The following is a 17,419-nucleotide window of genomic DNA, read 5'->3' on the forward strand; positions in this document are numbered from 1 at the left end:
TTAGCCCTAAAATACTGCCTTATTTCTGTTTTTGTGGTATACTGGAGGTGTTCCGGTGCGGCAGGGGGACTGCGGCACCGCGCTTCGCTTACAGAAAAAAGGAGTTCTTATGCTGGAAGATTATAAAAGTGCACTGCGCGCAGGGCAGCGCGCCTATCGTGCCCGCATAGCCCGCGGCCAGTCGCCCTATCTGGCTGTTCTGGACGATGTGCTCAAGGGCGTGGATATCGTGGCGCAGGAGCCGCTGGGTCTGGTGGAGATCCCGTCGGACAGCCTTGTGGGCACCAAGACCAGCGGACGGCACACCGCTTTTTCGTATGACTTTATGCCCTTGCTGGAGCCGGATACCGAGTTTGCTGCCAAGTGGTCGAACCTGTGCGACGCGCACTTGGAAGAGGGCATCCATACCCCCATCATCGCCTTTGAGTACATGAACCGGTTCTATGTGCAGGAGGGCAACAAGCGGGTCTCGGTGCTCAAGTATTACGGCGCCGTCAAGATCCCGGGCACGGTCACCCGGCTCATCCCCGCCCGCACCGAGGATCTGGAAAATAAGATCTACTACGAGTTTCTGGATTTCTATAAGTTGTCCAAAGTGAACTATGTGCATTTCTCCAAGCTGGGCGGCTACAGCAAGCTGCAGACGCTGGTGTGCAAGGCCAGCGGCGAGGCATGGTCGGAGGATGACCGGCTGAACTTTGCCGCCTTCTACACCATGTTCCACCAGCAGTTCGAAGCCTTGGGCGGCAGATCCCTGGGGCTGACCACCGGTGATGCGCTGCTGGTGTACCTGTCGGTGTACCGCTACTCCGACACCTACGACGCCACCCCGGCGCAGGTGCGGCAGAACCTGGAAAAGCTGTGGAACGAGGTGAAGGTGCTCACCGAGCCCCATGGCGTGGAGCTTTCGCTGGAACCGCCCAAGAGCCCCGCAGAGCCGCTGCTGTCCAAGCTGAATATCTTCAGCCCCAGCAAGCAGCCCAGCGAGCTGCGGGTGGTGTTCCTCCACGAGTACAACGCCAAGATCAGCGCATGGGTGCGTGCGCATGACGAGGGGCGCGATGCGCTGGCCAAGGTCTTCCCGGACAAGGTGTATATCAGCTGCTACGAGGATGTGAACCCGGAGGTGGACGCGGAGCAGATATTGGAGGAGGTAGCCCACAACAATGCGGACGTGGTGTTCGCCACCAGCGTGCGGATGTACAACGCCTGCCTGAAGGTGGCGGCGCAGCACCCCAAGACCCGCATCCTGAATTGCTCGCTGAACGCGCCGCACCCGCTGGTGCGCACCTACTATCCCCGCACCTATGAAGTGACCTATCTGCTGGGCATGCTGGCCGGTATCATGACCAAGACCGGGCACATCGGCTATGTGGCGGCAAACCCCGTGTACGGCGTGCCCGCTGCGATCAACGCCTTTGCGCAGGGGCTGAAGAGCGTGCGCCCGGCAGGCCGTATCTGGCTGCGCTGGGCCTGCCAGCCCGATGCCGCCCATCCGCTGGATTTTGCTGACTGCCCGGAGATCGACATGGTTTACGCCCGGGACAGTCGGGAGCCTGCCGACACCAACCGGGACTACGGCCTGTGCCGCAAACTGCCGGACGGCAGCTTACAGCCGCTGGGTCTGCCGATCTGGCGGTGGGATACCTTTTATGTGCAGATCGTGCGCTCCATTTTTGACGGCAGCTGGGACAATGCAGCCACCACCCGCGCAGTGAACTACTGGTGGGGTCTGCGCAGCGGCGCAGAGGATCTGGAGTATCAGGAAGCGCTGCCCAGCGGTACGCGGCAGCTGCTGGATCTGCTGGAAACGCTGCAGGGCTCGGATAATGTGCACATCTTCCCGGAAAAGCTGTATGATAACGAGGACAACCTGCACTCCCCGGAGAATAGAGTTTACAGCCCCAAAGAGCTGATGGAAATGGATTGGCTGGATGCCTGTGTACACGGCAAGCTGCCCCATTACGATGAATTGGACGTCAAGACTCGTACCGTGCTGGCGATCAACGGACTGGACAACGTAAAGGGTCTGGAGAAATGAGCCGGCCTGACCGGAAACAGAATGGAGCATACGAACGTGAAGATTCTTGCCATTTCAGATGTCCCGTCCAAGGCGCTGTGGGACTATGACACCCGCGCCCGGCTGGAAGGCATCGACCTGATCCTCTCCTGCGGGGATCTGCCCAAAAAGTATCTGGAATATCTCACAAACTTTACCGCTGCGCCCATCCTGTATGTGCACGGCAACCACGACGGCAGTTACCAGACTCAGGGGGAACCCGGCGGCTGCATCTGCGTGGACGATCAGGTGTACACATGGAAGGGTCTGCGCATCATGGGGCTGGGGGGCTGTCAGCGCTATAATAAAGAGGATACCTATCAGTACACCGAGAAGGCCATGCGCCGCCGTGTGCACAAGCTGGAGCATCAGGCGCACAAAAGGGGCGGCATCGACCTGCTGCTGACCCACGCCCCGGCCAAGGGACTGAACGACGGGGACGACTGTGCCCACAGGGGCTTTGAGTGCTTCAACGAGATTTTGGACGAGTACCAGCCTAAATGGTTCATCCACGGGCACGTACACCTGAATTACGATGCAAAGCTGCCCCGGGTATGCACCCGCGGCAACACCACCGTCATCAATGCCACCGAGCGCTATGTGTTCGAGATCCCGGACCCGACACCGACCGAGGAGCGTAAGACCCTTTGGCGGATGCTGGGGTTCTGAGCCGCTGCCTATGCAAAAAAGACACCGCACAGCTGTGCGGTGTCTTTTTTTGTTGATGGAGCCTTATGCGGGAATGGCGGGCGCGGCAGCAGTGCGGTGCTGTCTGCGGCCCTGTAAAAGTTACAGTTCCAGCTTGCCGGAGAACTTATTGATGACGTAGTAGGCTGCGCCTTCCTCGGGCTTGACGTACACCTTGCAGGACTGTACGCCGACCTTGTGGGTGGTGCGGTAGTCTGCCTTGGCGCGGTCAATGATGTCGGTGATGTTGTACTGCTCACCGCCCATCTCTACATACAGCTCGGGGGCCAGCGGCGGGCGGCCGCGGCGGGCGGGAGCCTTGGTGGATTTGCGGGTCTTGCCCTCGGCAGCCGGAGCATCGGCTGCGGGAGTAGAAACTTTCTTTTCAGGCATGATGCATAACCTTCCTTCTGTATTTGATCTGGTGCAGCGGGGCTGCACCGGCGGGCTCCAATGATCTATCGTAAGGCAGAAGCAGTGCAAAAAGCACAGACCCGGCTGCCCCATACGAACCGGTACGAAACTATTTGCGTAAAGAAGTTGAACCTATAATTATATAATATGTTTTTGAAATTCATTTGTAAAGCCTTTTTTGCAAAAAACATTGTAAAATCGGTAAGAAACGGCGGAATAAATGGCCGAAGCAGTCTTCCGGTGCTTTTTTCCGGGCAGAGTACGACTTTTCGGCAAAACAGGCAGCCATTCTCGGGAAAGCCGGGCCACAAATGCGGCGGGCAAAAACGCCCTTTCGCAGAGGAGGAATAAGGCGGAACGGAACTGTCGGCACACGCAGGGGACACAGCAGATAAAAAGCAGAAGCTGCCGCACCGTATTTTTGTGCGGCAGCTTCTGCTTTTCGGTTTTGATATGTACCCCCAATACTGGACACCCAGTATTGGGGGTACATATCATTTTTGCTTATTTCTCAGTCTGTACTCAGAGCAGCATTTCCGGTGCTTTCAATTTGTTTAGCAATCATGCTTTCCAGTTCCTGCGTGATCGTTGCACAGTTTGCAACACGGTAATTCCAGAAATAAGAAACACCTTCGCACTCTTCCACGGACAAATCGCTGTTGACCAAAAGCAAGCTTTCTGGTGTCACATTCAGCTTTTCGCACAGAGAAGCATATTTTCCATAATCAATGCTTCGACTGGATGATTTGGCTTCTACCCAGAAAAATTTTCCATTGATGGAGAATACGACATCCAATTCGTGCGTGCTCCCTACGGATGCCGTTTCTGAAAGAACCACATTGGAGCAAACCGAAACTTCTGCGCCCTGCTCCTCCTGATAGCGGTTCAGGATCTGCTGAACCTGATGCTCTACAAAAAGCTCCAGCCACTTTCCGCTCAAAAAATGCCGGACGGTTTCATTTTGCGCAAGTTCATAGACGATATTCTGCGGATAAATCACAATGGCTGCAAAAAGCCCCATTTTGTCCCACGTCTGCGCAATCTCTGAAAGTGTGGCAAACGATTTTTTGGACGCACCCTTTGGGATACGGAACGAAAAAGAGCCGTCGCTCTGCATATGTGTTCGGATAAACTGCAAGAAATCCACCACCACCGGGTCGCAAAGAGCCTCGCCTGTTTTCCATGCCATCCGCTGAACAGCAATCGGTGGGAGTTTTTCCGGTACGACCTGCTGAACGATTTTATACCCACAGCGTTCCAGATGCTCTAATGCGGTCAAAGGCTTCTGGATTTTTGCTTTGACTTCGGGCTTTTCTGCGCCGGATGTATTCTCGGCCAGATAGTTGAATTTCCATCCGTATTCCCAAGCAGGCGAACGGGTCAGTACTCCGACCGCATGAAATCCGCTGTCATGCTCCTCCATCGGAAAAGTGATCTTGTTCTTATGAATATTGATTTGGAGCGTTTTGTTTTTTAGTGCTTTCTGATAAGCGTCAAGAAAAAATTCCTTTCCCTTATACGCCAGCTCACTGGAATTATTTGTAGCAAGACCAGCACTTTTTGCCAAAGAGAGGAGCAGACAGGTCGCTTTGGGCTGCTCAAGGATCTGTTCCATCTGCGCACCGTCCGGAATATTTGCATTATCGGACTGCGACGATTCGTCTGCAGGAATCTCCTTTGCCGGTGCAGAAACCTCGGGTGTCTTTTTTGAAGCGGTCTCAGACTTTCCAGACTTGGGCAAAGGCTTTGGCTCCGTGTAAACTTCCGCAATGAATGATTCATAGGAATCGATGCACGGAAGTTTTCCAGCCGCTGCAAGTCCTACATAGATTGCAGCCGCCCGCGAGGAATCGCCATAATACTTTTTAGAATCCGCTGCGGCAGCAATATCAGAAAAGGCATTATATCTGCTCAGCTGCGCAGCCTTTTCCGGGAGCTGCTTCAACGCACGGCAGTAGAGCCACTCAAAAAATGAATCCGGGTACGGCTCTATCGGATACTCATTTCCTTCCAGAGAGTAGCGCAGCAACTTTCCATTGGTTCGCAGTCGAGTGTCCTTATGGACTTTGGATGGCGCACAGGTCAGAAGGTCAGCGAATGGCCCACCATGTTCAAATACCTTGGCGGCTTCAAAAACCGTGCTGATGGGCACATCCTGCGCAACAGAATCCAGACGCAGCAGAAGCCGCAGAGAAGAGACAGCCTCACCCTCCGGCTGAACGGATGCAGAGCTGACTTCCAGAATTGAAACATCCGGGTCTGTTGTATGGACGGCATCATGGACGGCACGGATATTCTGCCGCTTGCTACCTTTTATCCACGTGAATGTCACCGGCTGTTCTTTGCAATAGGGGTAGCCGGATATGGGAAAACAAATGGTTCGTGTAGCCATGAGCACCTCCAACTTTTTAGGACGAACAGGTTTATGTAAATCAAGTATAGCACAATCCCGGATGTGCTGCATAGCACTATTTTCTGCTTCCGGGAATCTATCTGTGCAAAAAGTGCCGATACCACAGGCATCGGCACTCAGATTAAAAAAGCATTTTGCAAAAATGCGCAGCCTGCATCGCACGATGCAGAACGATAGGGGATTGGGCACAGCCCAACAAGCGTTTTGAATTTGGATTTTGAAAAATCCGATTCAAAAATCGCAAGTTGGTACCAAGTTGCACTGCTTGCGACGTAGATGTTTCCGTCAACTGCTGCGTCAGAAATTTTCAGATCACTTCAGCTTTGCGAGGATATCGTCTGCGCTCACGCCGCTTGCCAGCAGCTTTTTCAGAACATCCTCTGCTTCGGCTTTCTTTGCGGATTCCGCTGCTTTGGTTTCAGCCTTGATCTTTTTAGCTTCAATTCTGGCGATTTCCTTGTCGATCGATTTCAGCTCTGCCTTCTTGGTTTTCAGGTCGGCTTTCAGCGTATCGATATTCGCAGTGATGGATGCGATTTCAGCGGCAGCGGCTTCCTTTGCAGACTGCTTTTCAGCAATCTGTGCAGCAAAGTCAACGGTTGCTTTTACGGTCTTGGTCTTGTTCTTGCTTCCTTTGGGACGGGGCATAGTAGACACCTCCAATGTTTTTTGATGGTTTCAGTATAACACGCGTTTTTTGTGTTCGCAAGAGGTGCATTTTGTAGAATAAAAATATATCTATGAGTGAAGCAATAAATCGATTTTGGAATATGCACCGGCGTGGGTTGCCAACTTGTTGGGATGTATCTCCCGCTGGTCGTAGAACTGTTCAAAGTGTTTGGCAACGGCATCGTTTACAGTCGTGATGAAGTTCACCTCACTATGATGTTACAGAAATCCGTGCAGCTATGCATACGCATCTGCGTATGATGCAAAAGTATTTTATGATACAGAGAATGTACAGCCGCGTAATGGCAAAGAATATATTTAATAAAAAAAGTATCCTCCACAGTGATAATGGAGGAACGACGTAGAAATCGTGCACTATTACGTTATATTTAGCACATCCCCGCCCCTCATGGACACCTGATGGGAGAAAATTCGGTTCATCTCCCGGCGCTTTCGGGTCAGGTCAGAGTGCACATAGCGCTGCAAGGTGATGTTGGCGTTAGCGTGTCCTAACAATTCGCTGAGGGTCTTTACATCGCACCCCGCCTGCAGACAGGTCGTTGCAAAGGTATGGCGCAGCGCGTGCGGACGTACCTGCCGGACAGCTGCCTGTTTCAGATATGATTTGATGCTTTTTCGGTAGCAGCGGGGCTCGGTGGGCTTGGACTCGTTGCCGGACAGAAACCATGCAGCATTGCTGACACATCCGCGCAGCTTTTTCAGCATAATGAGCAGCTGTTCCGGGATTGGAATTTCCCGGCGGGAGGTGCTGGTTTTAGGCGTTTGGATGACAACCTTTGTATGCCCATTTTCACAGGAAATTCGGCAGACCGTCCGGTTGATTTTCAGCGTTCCGAGTTTCAGGTCGAAATCGCCCCACTGTAAGCCGCAGATCTCGCCAATACGCAGCCCCAATTCCACCCCTAATAATAAGCCAATTTTGCGGGGCGTTGGGTCCTCCTGTACATACTGATAAAGCCGCTGCTGCTCTGCCGGGGAGAGAGGCACAGAAATTTTGTCGATGGCTTTTGGCAGCGCTACTTCTAGCTCCATCGGACGGATCAGGCGCAAGTGCGCGGCATATTTGCAGATACGGCGCAGCATCGAGAGGCATTCCCGGGCAGAGGAGTTCCCCAGCGGCTTGTGTGCGGCATCTACCGGCGCAATGATCTGCTGCATAGCCTGTTCCAGAAAGCTTTCCTCAAGGGATGCGACTGGCACTTTACTCAAAACCGGAAGAAGATATTTGTGCAGCGTGTACGAGTAATGCGCATAGGTGGATTCTTTTACTGCATTCCGCTGGGAGTGCAGCCATACCTCAGCCAGTGCTTCAAAGGCCAGGTCGGTTCTCTTTAGATTGTAGAAGCCTGCCTCTGCTTTCTTTTGAATCAGCACACGTTTGACCTCAGCATAGACCGTGCCATAGACGTAGCCCCACTGGATTTTTCCCTCCGGTGTACGCGCTTTGATGTAGCGGCCTTCCCACCGGCCATCCTTGCGTTTGTGAATGTTTTCTCCCCGTCGTGCCATTTCTGTTTCCTCCTGCGTCTTGGACACCCTTCTGACCACTTATTCTGTCCACCTTCGTTTTTTGCTGGATTTTTCATGCAGAACTGGGCAATGTGCAACAAACTTTTAGCTTCTGCGAGTTTTTTTCTAAGGTCAGGTGGGATGCATTTGTAAGGATTTCTATTGATTCCCAGATATAACCATGATAAAATAAGAGAAGAATTCAAACAACGATGTCGAAAGATTTGTATCCTCCATTATCACTGTGGAGGATACCCTTTTATGCGGGAAGGGGTGAACAAGGTGGCATTATGTCTGTTTGAGCACAATGAAAAAGCATATCATGCGGCAGTCCGGATGATGGAGCAGTATGGCAAGGCTGCCATTGTTCATCCCACCGGCACCGGAAAGAGCTACATTGCGTTCAAGCTGATCGAGGACAACCCGGAGAAGGTCGTAATCTGGCTTTCTCCCAGTGAATATATCTTTAAGACCCAGCTGGAGAGCCTGAAAAGGAACGACCCGGATTTTCCGCTGGCAAACGTTCACTTTTATACCTATGCCAAACTGATGTGCTGCACGCAGGCGCAGCTGGACGAAATAGCAGCGCAGAAGCCTGCCTATATTATACTCGATGAATTCCACCGTGCCGGTGCTGAATGTTGGGGCGAAAGCACGGTGGCTTTATTAAAGTTATGCCCGGATGCAAAGCTTCTGGGGCTGACGGCAACAAACATCCGATATCTGGATAATAACCGCGATATGGCCGAAGAGCTTTTCGATAGCCGTGTTGCGAGTGATATGTCCCTTGGCGAAGCAGTCGTCAGGGGCATTTTGCCTGCCCCGAAATATGTGACCACGGTCTACCAGTACCAGAAAACGCTTGCAAAGTATCAGGCGCGGGTGGATAACCTACGAGCACCTGGCATTCAGGATGTGAATCAGAAATATCTGGACGCGTTGCGCCGCGCACTGGAGCAGGCAGACGGCTTGGACAGGGTCTTTGCCCATCATATTACAAACAAATCTGGAAAATACATCGTGTTCTGCGCCAACAAAGAGCACATGGACGAGATGGTATCCCACGTGCCGGAGTGGTTCGCAGGGGTCAATCCAGATGTTGTGGTGTACGAAGCCTACTCCGATGATCCGAATACTGATAAGGCGTTTGCAGACTTCAAGACGGACATCAGTGACAGGCTCAAGTTGCTGTTCTGCATTGATATGCTCAATGAGGGCGTTCATGTGGAGGGTATTTCGGGAGTCATTCTATTCCGACCAACGATTTCGCCCATCATCTACAAGCAGCAGATCGGACGCGCCCTGACCGCTGGGGATAATACGACACCACTTATCCTAGATGTTGTCAACAACTTTGAAGGTCTGACCAGTATTTCCGGCCTGCAAAGCGAGATGCAGGAAGCAGTCCATCGTCTGTATGCCAACGGCGAGGGCGATAAGATCGTGACCGAACGGTTCGAGGTCATCGAGCAGGTGCATGACTGTCGGGTGCTGTTCGAGCAGCTGCAGGCAAGCCTTTCTTCTAGCTGGGAGCACTATTTCTCCGAAGCAAGCATCTACTATGCGGAGCACGGCAATTTGGACGTCCCGAAACTGTATACGACGCCCGGTGGTCTGAGCCTTGGGGTGTGGCTGGTCACCCAGCGCCGTGTGCGCGAGGGACAGATCCAAGGCAATCTGACCGAGCAGCAGATCGCGCGGCTAGACAGCATCGGCATGGTCTGGGGCAACCGGAAGGAAATTGCGTGGCAGCATGGATTTGAGGTTGCCAAGAAATACCACGATACCTACGGGAACCTGATGGTGCCCGGAAAATATGTAGACCCGGACGGCTACCCACTGGGACAGTGGATCATCAAGACCCGGCAGCAGAAGCTCAATGGCCGTTTGAAGGAAGAACGCATCGCACAGCTTGATGAGATCAGCATGGTGTGGAACATTTTCGATGCCAAGTGGGAAAAGGCTTATGCGCTGGCTGCCGCCTACTATGAGGAAAACGGCAACCTGAATATTCCGCGCTCCTATGTGACAGCGGCTGGTGAACGACTGGGACAGTGGGTCGCAAGCCAGCAATGGGCATACCCGAAAGGAAAACTGACGGGCGAACAGGTCGAGCGGCTGAACCGTATCGGAATGTACTGGGGCAACCGCAATGACCGCCAGTGGAACGAAGGGTATCAGGAAGCGAAGCGCTACTTTGATGCCCACGGCGACCTGAATATCCCGGCAGAATATGTGTCGCCGAACGGATACAACCTTGGCAATTGGGTCAAACGGCAGCGGTATACCCGCCATAATCCTGAAAAAAGCTGCGCTGTCCTGACAGAGGAACGGATTGCAAAGCTGGATGAGATCGGGATGAGCTGGGAAACCAGAAATCCGAAATCTCAAAAATCATGTCTCAATTTAAAAGAAAATGTAGAACCTGCAAAAGCAGGATGATAGTGTGAGGAAAACATGGAAGAATTGAATTACCACGTTGATTTTGGACAGTTCTATGTCCATCTGACTCGGAAACAGAAGAAATACCTTGCGGTGAGATCTGTAATTGACCGCATTCTGGCGGCGCTGGCGCTGATTGTACTTTCCCCTTTGTTTTTGGTGGTGAGCGTTGCACAGAAGATCAGCGCACCGGACGAACCAATTTTCTTTTTACAAAAGCGGGTAGGCAGAGGCGCACATTGCTTTAATATCATCAAGTTCCGGACGATGAAGAGTTCTGCGCCGAAGAATGTGGCAACTGGTGATCTGGAAAGTCCAGAGACGTACATTTCCCGACTGGGACGTTTTCTACGAGACACCAGCATTGATGAGTTGCCGCAACTGGCAAACGTGGTTCGTGGTGAAATGAGCCTGATTGGTCCTCGTCCACTGGTATATACGGAACGTGAGATTCGTTTTCTGCGCCGCTGGTACGGGGTGTATCAGGTAACGCCGGGCATTACTGGTTGGGCACAGATCAATGGTCGGGATACGGTGGAGGTATACGATAAGGTTTACTACGACCGCGAGTATGTCCAGAATGTTAGCTTGAAATTTGACCTGAAAGTCATTTGGAAAAGCATTCAGGTCGTGCTGGGCCGCAAGGGCGTTGTAGACGGAAAAATCGACCCGGAGTTCCGGAAGGAAAGCATTGTGCTTCTACGGGAGAGCAGGCTGGTGTCGGTAAATGATACAAATTGTGAAACGGAAAAACTACAAATGGTGTGAGTGAAAGATGCGAATTATTTTAGCTGCAAACGATACTACTTTTATCTATAATCTGCGCCGGGAAATTTTGAAAGGCTTGATTGCAGAAGGACACGAGGTGTCTGTAATGTGTCAGGTACTCCAGTTTAAGGATGAGCTCGAGCAGATGGGGTGCGGTGTTATCGATATCGAGACCGCTCGACAAGGAAAGAACCCATTTAAGGATATTGTCCTCTTCCGAAAATACCATCAGACGTTAAAAAGGCACAAACCGGATGTGATGCTGGGAAACAATATCAAACCGAATGTTTATGCAGGGCTGGCCTGTCAGATGTTAAAAATCAAGTACATCCCCAACATTACCGGCCTCGGTACTCCGGTGGAAAATCCCGGCCCTTTGCAGGCACTGACGACCCGGCTTTACAAGATGGGCGTGGCCGGTGCAAGCTGCATTTTTTTCCAGAACAGCGAAAACCAGCGCTTCTTTGAAGCACACAAGATGATGCCGAAGCATGCGAAGATCCGGTTGTTGCCGGGGTCCGGTGTAGATTTGGAGAGCCATCCAGCGTTCCCATATCCGGAAGGTGAGACAGTACACTTCCAGTTTACATCCCGAATTTTGAAGGAAAAGGGAATCGACCTGTATCTCGCTGCTGCCAAACGTATCCATGCGGAGTACCCCAACACGGTGTTCCATATCTGTGGAGGCTGTGACGACCCTGCCTACGAAGAGATCCTGAAGCAGGCACAGGAAGCTGGAGATGTGGTCTATCATGGCCAGCAGAAGGATATGATCCCGTTCCTGAAACAGGCAAGCTGCATCGTACATCCGTCCTACTATCCGGAGGGAATGAGCAACGTGCTTCTGGAGGGGGCGGCCAGCGCCCGGCCTATCATCGCCACAGACCGTGCAGGCTGTCGGGAAACGGTGGAAGATGGAGTGACCGGATTCCTGATTCCCATTCAGGATGAGGAAGCTCTAGTCCATGCGCTGGAACGGTTTATGCAGATGACGCCAGAGCAGCGGAAAGCCATGGGGCTGGCCGGTCGTGCAAAAATGGAACGGGAATTCGACCGGAAAATCGTGGTGAAGGCGTATTTAGAAGAGATTCAGGCGTTGGAGGGGAAAGATGAATAAAATACATTAAGGCGCTGTTTTGTGTTCCGTTTGGGGGAATCAAGTATGCTATTCTGAAGATTGAGAATGGTGGACGGTTTCATGCAGCCTTTCCGGAAATTATGTCGCCGATGACCGAAGTCACCGTAGATGGAAAATCCGAGTTGCGCATTGCGAAAAAGTTGAAAATGCATAATGGTGCAAAGATCCGAGTTCGCAAAGGTGGAAAATTGGAAATTGGAAAGAATTTTGGAATGAGCAATGGGTGCGTTGTTACTGCCTACGATCATATTAAAATCGGCGACAATGTGATGTTGGGTCCCAATGTTCTGATCTACGATCAGGACCATGATTACCGTGCAGAAGGCGGTGTGGCTGCAATGAGGTTCAAGACCGCGCCAGTTGTCATCGGCAATAATGTCTGGATTGGTGCCAATACGCTGATCCTCCGTGGAACAACAATCGGGGATAATTCTGTCATCGGGGGGGACAGTCATCAAAGGAGAGTACCCGCCTGACAGCGTAATTATTCAGAAAAGATTAACAGAAGTGAGAGAATGTAATGAAGAAAATTCTATATATCGGCGGATTTGAACTTCCAGATAAGAATGCAGCCGCACACCGTGTTTTGGCCATTGCAAAAGGATTGCGAGACAGCGGTAATGAAGTGGTTTTCATGGGAGTTTCGAAAGATAACAGAGAGACTGACGTATTAAAGACCAAGTCAGAAGTGCAGGGGTTTATCACATATTCAGTGCCGTATCCCCAGGGAAATTCGGACTGGGTGAAATATTTAACAGATCCCAAGCCGGCTGAAAAGCTGATGAAAGTGTGTGGACCATTTGACGGTGTTATTTGCTATAATTATCAGGCTGTTGCATTTGATCGGCTTAGAAAATTTTGCAGGGCAAATAAAATAAAGATTTATTCGGATTGTACAGAGTGGTACAATACAAATGGTGCGTCTTTGCCCTTTAAAATACTCAAAGGATTTGATACATGGTACAGAATGACTGTGGTTCAAAAAAAACTTGATGGAATTATAGCAATCAGTAATTATTTGAAGAATTACTACAAATCATGTAAAAATGTTGTCGTTATTCCCCCGTTGGTTGATTTCTGCGAAGAAAAGTGGTCGGTGGAGGCAGAGAACCTTGGAGAGGGTGTTAATTTCATTTATTCTGGTCAGCCGGGGAAAAAAGACAAAATTGGTGAAATTGTTACCGCGTTTTCCAAAGTTGCAGAAAATGGCAACTGCAAATTATTTGTGGTGGGAATTAATAAAGAGCAGTTTTTGAAAAGCAATCCTCAATTCACGGCAGCGGATGTGCCAGAATCGGTAGCCTTTTTAGGCAGAGTGCCTCATGAGCAGAGTATTGCATATCTGAAGGGCGCCGATTGCTCTTTGATCATTCGTGATTCAACAAGAACAAACAATGCGGGGTTCCCGACGAAGTTTGCGGAAGCGGTTACTGTGGGTGTAGATGTTATAGCAACGGATATAAGTGATCTCAAGATATATTCTAAAAAATCTAATAATGTTATGATTGTTGAAGAAACACTTGAAGAAACGATGGCAAAATTTGCGTCCGTAATGCCTAGAGAAAAAAAGGAGAGAAAACTGTGCGATTTATTTGATTACCGAAAGTGGACGAAAAACATAGAAGCGCTTATTGGGTAAAATAAGAAGAAGTGAAGCTAAAAAATTGCCTTGATGTTTAAAGAGAATGGAGAAAATGACATACAAAATATAAAGGCTGTATGATAAAGAAAGTACACTTTGTACTGCTTAATGGAGAAAGATACATTATGGAAAAGTGTCCTAGAGTGTTGATCGTGAACGCTCAAAGTATGTATAAGAAGAATGCGACTGGAATAACGCTGCAAAGCATATGGAGCGGATGGGATGCAGATTGCCTTTTTGAAGTGTATTCGGATCCGGTGGTAATGGATCAATGTAATCAAAGGATTAAGAGCTATTGTATTCCTCCTAGCCATATAATTCAATTTTCAAGAGGGAAAGTAGCTCAATCAATCAACAGCAATATAAAAGCCGCGAGCACACAGCAGAGTAGCAACAATAAGATCAAGTCCTATCTTCGTCAATTCGCAGTTTGCACACTTGATAGCATCTCGGTAAAGTTGGATAAATCTACGATTGATGCTATCAGGGATTTTCACCCGCAGGTGATTTATACGTTGGGAGCCAGCGTTTCAATAATGCGTTTGGTGAATCAGCTGTCTATGCAGCTGAATATTCCAGTTATAATGCACTTCATGGACAATTGGGCAGAACACATTCAATGGGAAGATAACCCGCTGTTATCACTGTACAAATCCAGCTTAAAAAAGAAAATGCTGGCGTGTATAAAGCGGTGCAAGCTAGTGGTAACGATTAGTTCTAGTATGGCTGAGGCCTACCATGAGAAATTCCAGAAAGAAACGCTGGTTCTGATGAACACGGTTGATTTATCAAAATTCAAGGGTCCGGCCTCAAAGCCCACTGGAATCACCCATTTTGTCTATGCAGGTGGATTACACCTAGACCGATGGAAAGCGTTAAAAGAAATTGCTGAGGCAATTAAGGAAACCGACGGGAAGGGTATACTGGATATTTTTACCTCAAAAGACAGTATAGAGTTATATCATTCCAATTTTAAGATGCTTCCTGTTGCTTTCCATGAAGCGGTGCCCCATGAACATATTAACGAAGTATATCAAAAAGCAGATGTCCTTGTGCATACAGAAGTTCAAAGTGAAAAAATGAAGGGCTTTTTCAAATATTCGATTTCCACCAAAATCCCGGAATATCTGGCAACGGAAAAACCAATTTTGTTTTATGGACCACAGGATATGAAGCTGTTCGAGTACCTCTTACAAAATCGAGTAGCTCTAATGGCGAGTGCGAAAGAGGAACTACAGTGTTGTGTAAATCGTTTGGTGTCGGATGAAGACTTTACAGAAATGTGTAAGAACGCACGGTGTCTGGCTGAGAAAAATCATTGCGCAAGTGAAAATCAGATAAAACTGTACAATGCAATTGAAACGGTTCTATTAAATTCATGATAAAAATGAGAGGTTAAGATGGAACAATTTAATATTCCAGTCGTGCTATTCTGCTTCAAGCGAACTGACACGACTAAACGAGTGCTAGAAGCTATTCGTAAAGTACAGCCGAGGAAAATGTACATACTTGCGGATCAGGGAAGGACTGCACAAGAAAAAGAAATGGCAGCAGCTTGCCGTAACATGGTTGAATCTGAAATCGATTGGCCGTGTGAGGTAATTAAAAATTACGCAGCAGAAAACAGGGGCGTTTATAAAAACATTGGCTTGGGAGCCAAATGGGTATTTGAACGTGAGGCAGAAGCTATATTTTTAGAGGACGATTGTTTGCCGGATATTACTTTCTTTTCATACTGCAAGCAATTGCTTGAGCACTATCGTGAAAATGAGAAAGTTTTATGGATTTGCGGCACAAACTACCTCGGCGAGTATCATAATGCAAATCAAGATGACTACATGTTTACCTCACATCTATTGCCTTGTGGATGGGCCTCTTGGTCAAAGAAGTTTCTGAAGTACTATGACGCAGAATTCAATTTGTACACTCCCGAGTATCTCAAGATTGCTCAAAAAACATATGATGTTCCAGCACTGTTTAGGCAGCAAAAACGAAGCATAGAGTCGGAAATAAATGCGTTCAAAAGACGCGGAGTGCCGACATCCTGGGACTTCCAGATGATTCTCTCTTTGCGAGCAAATGGCATGTACGGTATAAGTCCTTCAGGGAATCTGATTCGAAACATTGGAGCCGACGAAAACTCCACTCACGGTGGAACATCCTTGAATAAAGTGATGACAAAACGTTTTTGTGAGGTGCCGCTGCATTCGGTTCCGGTGCAATTAAAATATGTGGATGAGATATGTGTAGACCCGGAGTATGAGAGAAAAATATCGAAGATAATTCTCTATCCACTGAATATGCGAATTGAATTTTTTGCCAAAAGGAATATCGGAGCTTTGATACGAAAAGCTTTCCGTATCGACCCTGATATCCGAATCAGTAATTGGATTGGAGCTAAATTTCATGCCTAAAAAAATCCTTCGGCCAAAACTGGATGAGATTGTGTCCAATATGTGGTGCCTGTACGGAATTTTTATGGTGGTGTATTGTAGCGGACACTACCACATGGTAACGAGTTCCAGTGTGGCATTGTATATGATGCTCCCATTTGCATGTGTATCATTATTGATGTATGTGCACCAGAATGGATTGAAATTGCCTAAGCACAGTGGTTTATTTTTGCTATTCTGTATATTTACGGCAGCAGTTTCGATGCTGGCGAATTTTCCTTCGGAAACCATTTATTCTCTTGTCTCTGTCATCGTGTTATTTTTTACAGCATTTGCGATTTCGGAACAGATTGAATGGAATAGGTTTCAAAAAATATACGGAGATGTAATGCTGGTTATAAGCGTAATATCTCTAGTGCTTTATCTTGCAGTCAATGTTGCCAAAATACAAATACCATTTTCTCATGAATGCTTTATTGGAACCGAGTCGTATACAGGCAATTATATATTTGCGTATCGGACGATTTACAGCATAAGAAATCAGGGACTTTTTTGGGAGCCAGGTCTTTTTGCAGCCTATCTAATTCTGGCATTAGTTCTTCACATCCTGTACGAAAGTAAGATTTCTATCGTGAGGGTTATTGTGATCACGTTCACTATTTTTACGACACAGTCTTCTGCAGGAATTATACTTCTGATAATAGTTGTACTGTTGCTGATTTTGAGGAATTCAGGAGAAATGGGAAAGATAAAACAGGGCATGATTGTGTGTCTTGGAACAGGAATCTGCTTTTTGGGATTAAGTCAGAATGAATACTTAAGTGCAAAATGGTTGGGAGGAATACAAGGTGCAATAGATAAGATTTCAGGTCAGAGTGTAAATGTTGTGAGTAGACAGAATAGCCCGCTCATAAATTTGAAAATTTTTTCTAACTATCCTATCTTTGGTGCAGGTTACCAAAATGCAACGAATATTTACGTTAATTTGAGAAATAGCTTGGGGACGGTAGATTCACAAACATCAACAACGACCTATCATCTTGCAGCGATTGGAATTGCGGGAATAGTATTTTCAATTGTTGTCTTGATTGGTATTTTACATTTAAAAAAATTTAACCTTGCTTCCCGCATTCTGTTACTGGTTTTATTTTTTTCGCTGATCAATGTCGAACCATACAGTGGATTACTTATTTACTACATTCTATTGTTCTACTTGGTCAAGCAATTCGATATCCCTACGATGTCTCTAAATGAGGGGTGATGG

At 48.6% G+C, this 17,419-nt stretch carries 14 protein-coding genes; 10 read left to right on the forward strand and 4 right to left on the reverse strand.

Annotated elements, in window-relative coordinates:
- The first annotated feature begins 109 nt into the window (after positions 1-109).
- Both MTP43_RS03030 and MTP43_RS03035 read left to right on the forward strand, forming a co-directional pair.
- Positions 110-2,041 (forward strand): BMP family ABC transporter substrate-binding protein, encoded by a 1,932-nt coding sequence (locus tag MTP43_RS03030; protein WP_117928656.1) that lies wholly within the window; start codon positions 110-112, stop codon positions 2,039-2,041.
- A gap of 21 nt (positions 2,042-2,062) precedes the next feature.
- A complete protein-coding gene (locus MTP43_RS03035; protein ID WP_242965713.1) occupies positions 2,063-2,728 on the forward strand; it encodes a metallophosphoesterase family protein in 666 nt (221 codons plus the stop codon).
- A gap of 120 nt (positions 2,729-2,848) precedes the next feature.
- On the opposite strand, the gene MTP43_RS03040 is transcribed toward MTP43_RS03035, so the two are convergent.
- The 4 genes from MTP43_RS03040 to MTP43_RS03055 form a co-directional block, all read right to left on the reverse strand.
- Positions 2,849-3,139: a DUF6465 family protein gene (locus MTP43_RS03040; RefSeq protein WP_005927234.1), complete on the reverse strand. Its 291-nt coding sequence runs from the start codon at positions 3,137-3,139 to the stop codon at positions 2,849-2,851.
- A gap of 532 nt (positions 3,140-3,671) precedes the next feature.
- Positions 3,672-5,552 carry a DUF1887 family protein gene (locus tag MTP43_RS03045; RefSeq protein ID WP_249235054.1) on the reverse strand — a complete coding sequence of 627 codons (1,881 nt, stop codon included), beginning with the start codon at positions 5,550-5,552 and terminating at the stop codon, positions 3,672-3,674.
- 333 nt (positions 5,553-5,885) lie between these two features.
- Positions 5,886-6,221, reverse strand: a complete 336-nt coding sequence (locus MTP43_RS03050; RefSeq protein ID WP_097784749.1) for a hypothetical protein — start codon at positions 6,219-6,221, stop codon at positions 5,886-5,888.
- A 399-nt stretch (positions 6,222-6,620) separates the two neighbouring features.
- On the reverse strand, positions 6,621-7,772 hold the full coding sequence (locus tag MTP43_RS03055) for a tyrosine-type recombinase/integrase (RefSeq protein ID WP_249235055.1): 1,152 nt from the start codon (positions 7,770-7,772) through the stop codon (positions 6,621-6,623).
- Between the two features lie 261 nt (positions 7,773-8,033).
- Between MTP43_RS03055 and MTP43_RS03060 the strand changes: the two genes are divergently transcribed.
- The 8 genes from MTP43_RS03060 (at position 8,034) to MTP43_RS03095 (ending at position 17,416) form a co-directional block, all read left to right on the forward strand.
- Positions 8,034-10,214, forward strand: coding sequence for a Helicase associated domain protein (locus tag MTP43_RS03060; RefSeq protein WP_249235056.1), 2,181 nt, complete (start codon positions 8,034-8,036; stop codon positions 10,212-10,214).
- A 15-nt stretch (positions 10,215-10,229) separates the two neighbouring features.
- The gene (locus tag MTP43_RS03065; protein WP_113621455.1) at positions 10,230-10,982 is read left to right on the forward strand and encodes a sugar transferase; all 753 of its coding nucleotides are present in this window, start codon (positions 10,230-10,232) and stop codon (positions 10,980-10,982) included.
- 7 nt (positions 10,983-10,989) lie between these two features.
- Entirely contained in the window at positions 10,990-12,099 is a 1,110-nt protein-coding gene (locus MTP43_RS03070) for a glycosyltransferase family 4 protein (protein WP_113621454.1), read from the forward strand.
- A gap of 110 nt (positions 12,100-12,209) precedes the next feature.
- Complete coding sequence (locus MTP43_RS03075) at positions 12,210-12,596, forward strand: acyltransferase (RefSeq protein ID WP_173016287.1); 387 nt, start codon at positions 12,210-12,212, stop codon at positions 12,594-12,596.
- Between the two features lie 44 nt (positions 12,597-12,640).
- Positions 12,641-13,759: a glycosyltransferase gene (locus MTP43_RS03080; RefSeq protein ID WP_005927272.1), complete on the forward strand. Its 1,119-nt coding sequence runs from the start codon at positions 12,641-12,643 to the stop codon at positions 13,757-13,759.
- A 128-nt stretch (positions 13,760-13,887) separates the two neighbouring features.
- A complete protein-coding gene (locus tag MTP43_RS03085) occupies positions 13,888-15,144 on the forward strand; it encodes a hypothetical protein (protein ID WP_044960708.1) in 1,257 nt (418 codons plus the stop codon).
- A gap of 18 nt (positions 15,145-15,162) precedes the next feature.
- Complete coding sequence (locus tag MTP43_RS03090; RefSeq protein ID WP_113621452.1) at positions 15,163-16,176, forward strand: glycosyltransferase family 2 protein; 1,014 nt, start codon at positions 15,163-15,165, stop codon at positions 16,174-16,176.
- Positions 16,169-17,416, forward strand: a complete 1,248-nt coding sequence (locus MTP43_RS03095) for a hypothetical protein (RefSeq protein ID WP_113621451.1) — start codon at positions 16,169-16,171, stop codon at positions 17,414-17,416. The genes MTP43_RS03090 and MTP43_RS03095 overlap by 8 nt, the downstream gene beginning before the upstream one ends.
- Positions 17,417-17,419: the final 3 nt, after the last annotated feature.

The sequence above is a fragment of the Faecalibacterium sp. IP-1-18 genome (assembly GCF_023347355.1).
In the GTDB taxonomy this organism is placed as follows: Bacteria; Bacillota; Clostridia; order Oscillospirales; family Ruminococcaceae; genus Faecalibacterium; species Faecalibacterium prausnitzii.

Coding starts and splice junctions, on each gene's coding strand:
- MTP43_RS03030 (WP_117928656.1), top strand. CDS start 110: ATGCTGGAAGATTATAAAAGTGCACTGCGCGCAGGGCAGCGCGCCTAT.
- MTP43_RS03035 (WP_242965713.1), top strand. CDS start 2,063: ATGGAGCATACGAACGTGAAGATTCTTGCCATTTCAGATGTCCCGTCC.
- MTP43_RS03040 (WP_005927234.1), bottom strand. CDS start 3,139: ATGCCTGAAAAGAAAGTTTCTACTCCCGCAGCCGATGCTCCGGCTGCC.
- MTP43_RS03045 (WP_249235054.1), bottom strand. CDS start 5,552: ATGGCTACACGAACCATTTGTTTTCCCATATCCGGCTACCCCTATTGC.
- MTP43_RS03050 (WP_097784749.1), bottom strand. CDS start 6,221: ATGCCCCGTCCCAAAGGAAGCAAGAACAAGACCAAGACCGTAAAAGCA.
- MTP43_RS03055 (WP_249235055.1), bottom strand. CDS start 7,772: ATGGCACGACGGGGAGAAAACATTCACAAACGCAAGGATGGCCGGTGG.
- MTP43_RS03060 (WP_249235056.1), top strand. CDS start 8,034: ATGCGGGAAGGGGTGAACAAGGTGGCATTATGTCTGTTTGAGCACAAT.
- MTP43_RS03065 (WP_113621455.1), top strand. CDS start 10,230: ATGGAAGAATTGAATTACCACGTTGATTTTGGACAGTTCTATGTCCAT.
- MTP43_RS03070 (WP_113621454.1), top strand. CDS start 10,990: ATGCGAATTATTTTAGCTGCAAACGATACTACTTTTATCTATAATCTG.
- MTP43_RS03075 (WP_173016287.1), top strand. CDS start 12,210: ATGACCGAAGTCACCGTAGATGGAAAATCCGAGTTGCGCATTGCGAAA.
- MTP43_RS03080 (WP_005927272.1), top strand. CDS start 12,641: ATGAAGAAAATTCTATATATCGGCGGATTTGAACTTCCAGATAAGAAT.
- MTP43_RS03085 (WP_044960708.1), top strand. CDS start 13,888: ATGGAAAAGTGTCCTAGAGTGTTGATCGTGAACGCTCAAAGTATGTAT.
- MTP43_RS03090 (WP_113621452.1), top strand. CDS start 15,163: ATGGAACAATTTAATATTCCAGTCGTGCTATTCTGCTTCAAGCGAACT.
- MTP43_RS03095 (WP_113621451.1), top strand. CDS start 16,169: ATGCCTAAAAAAATCCTTCGGCCAAAACTGGATGAGATTGTGTCCAAT.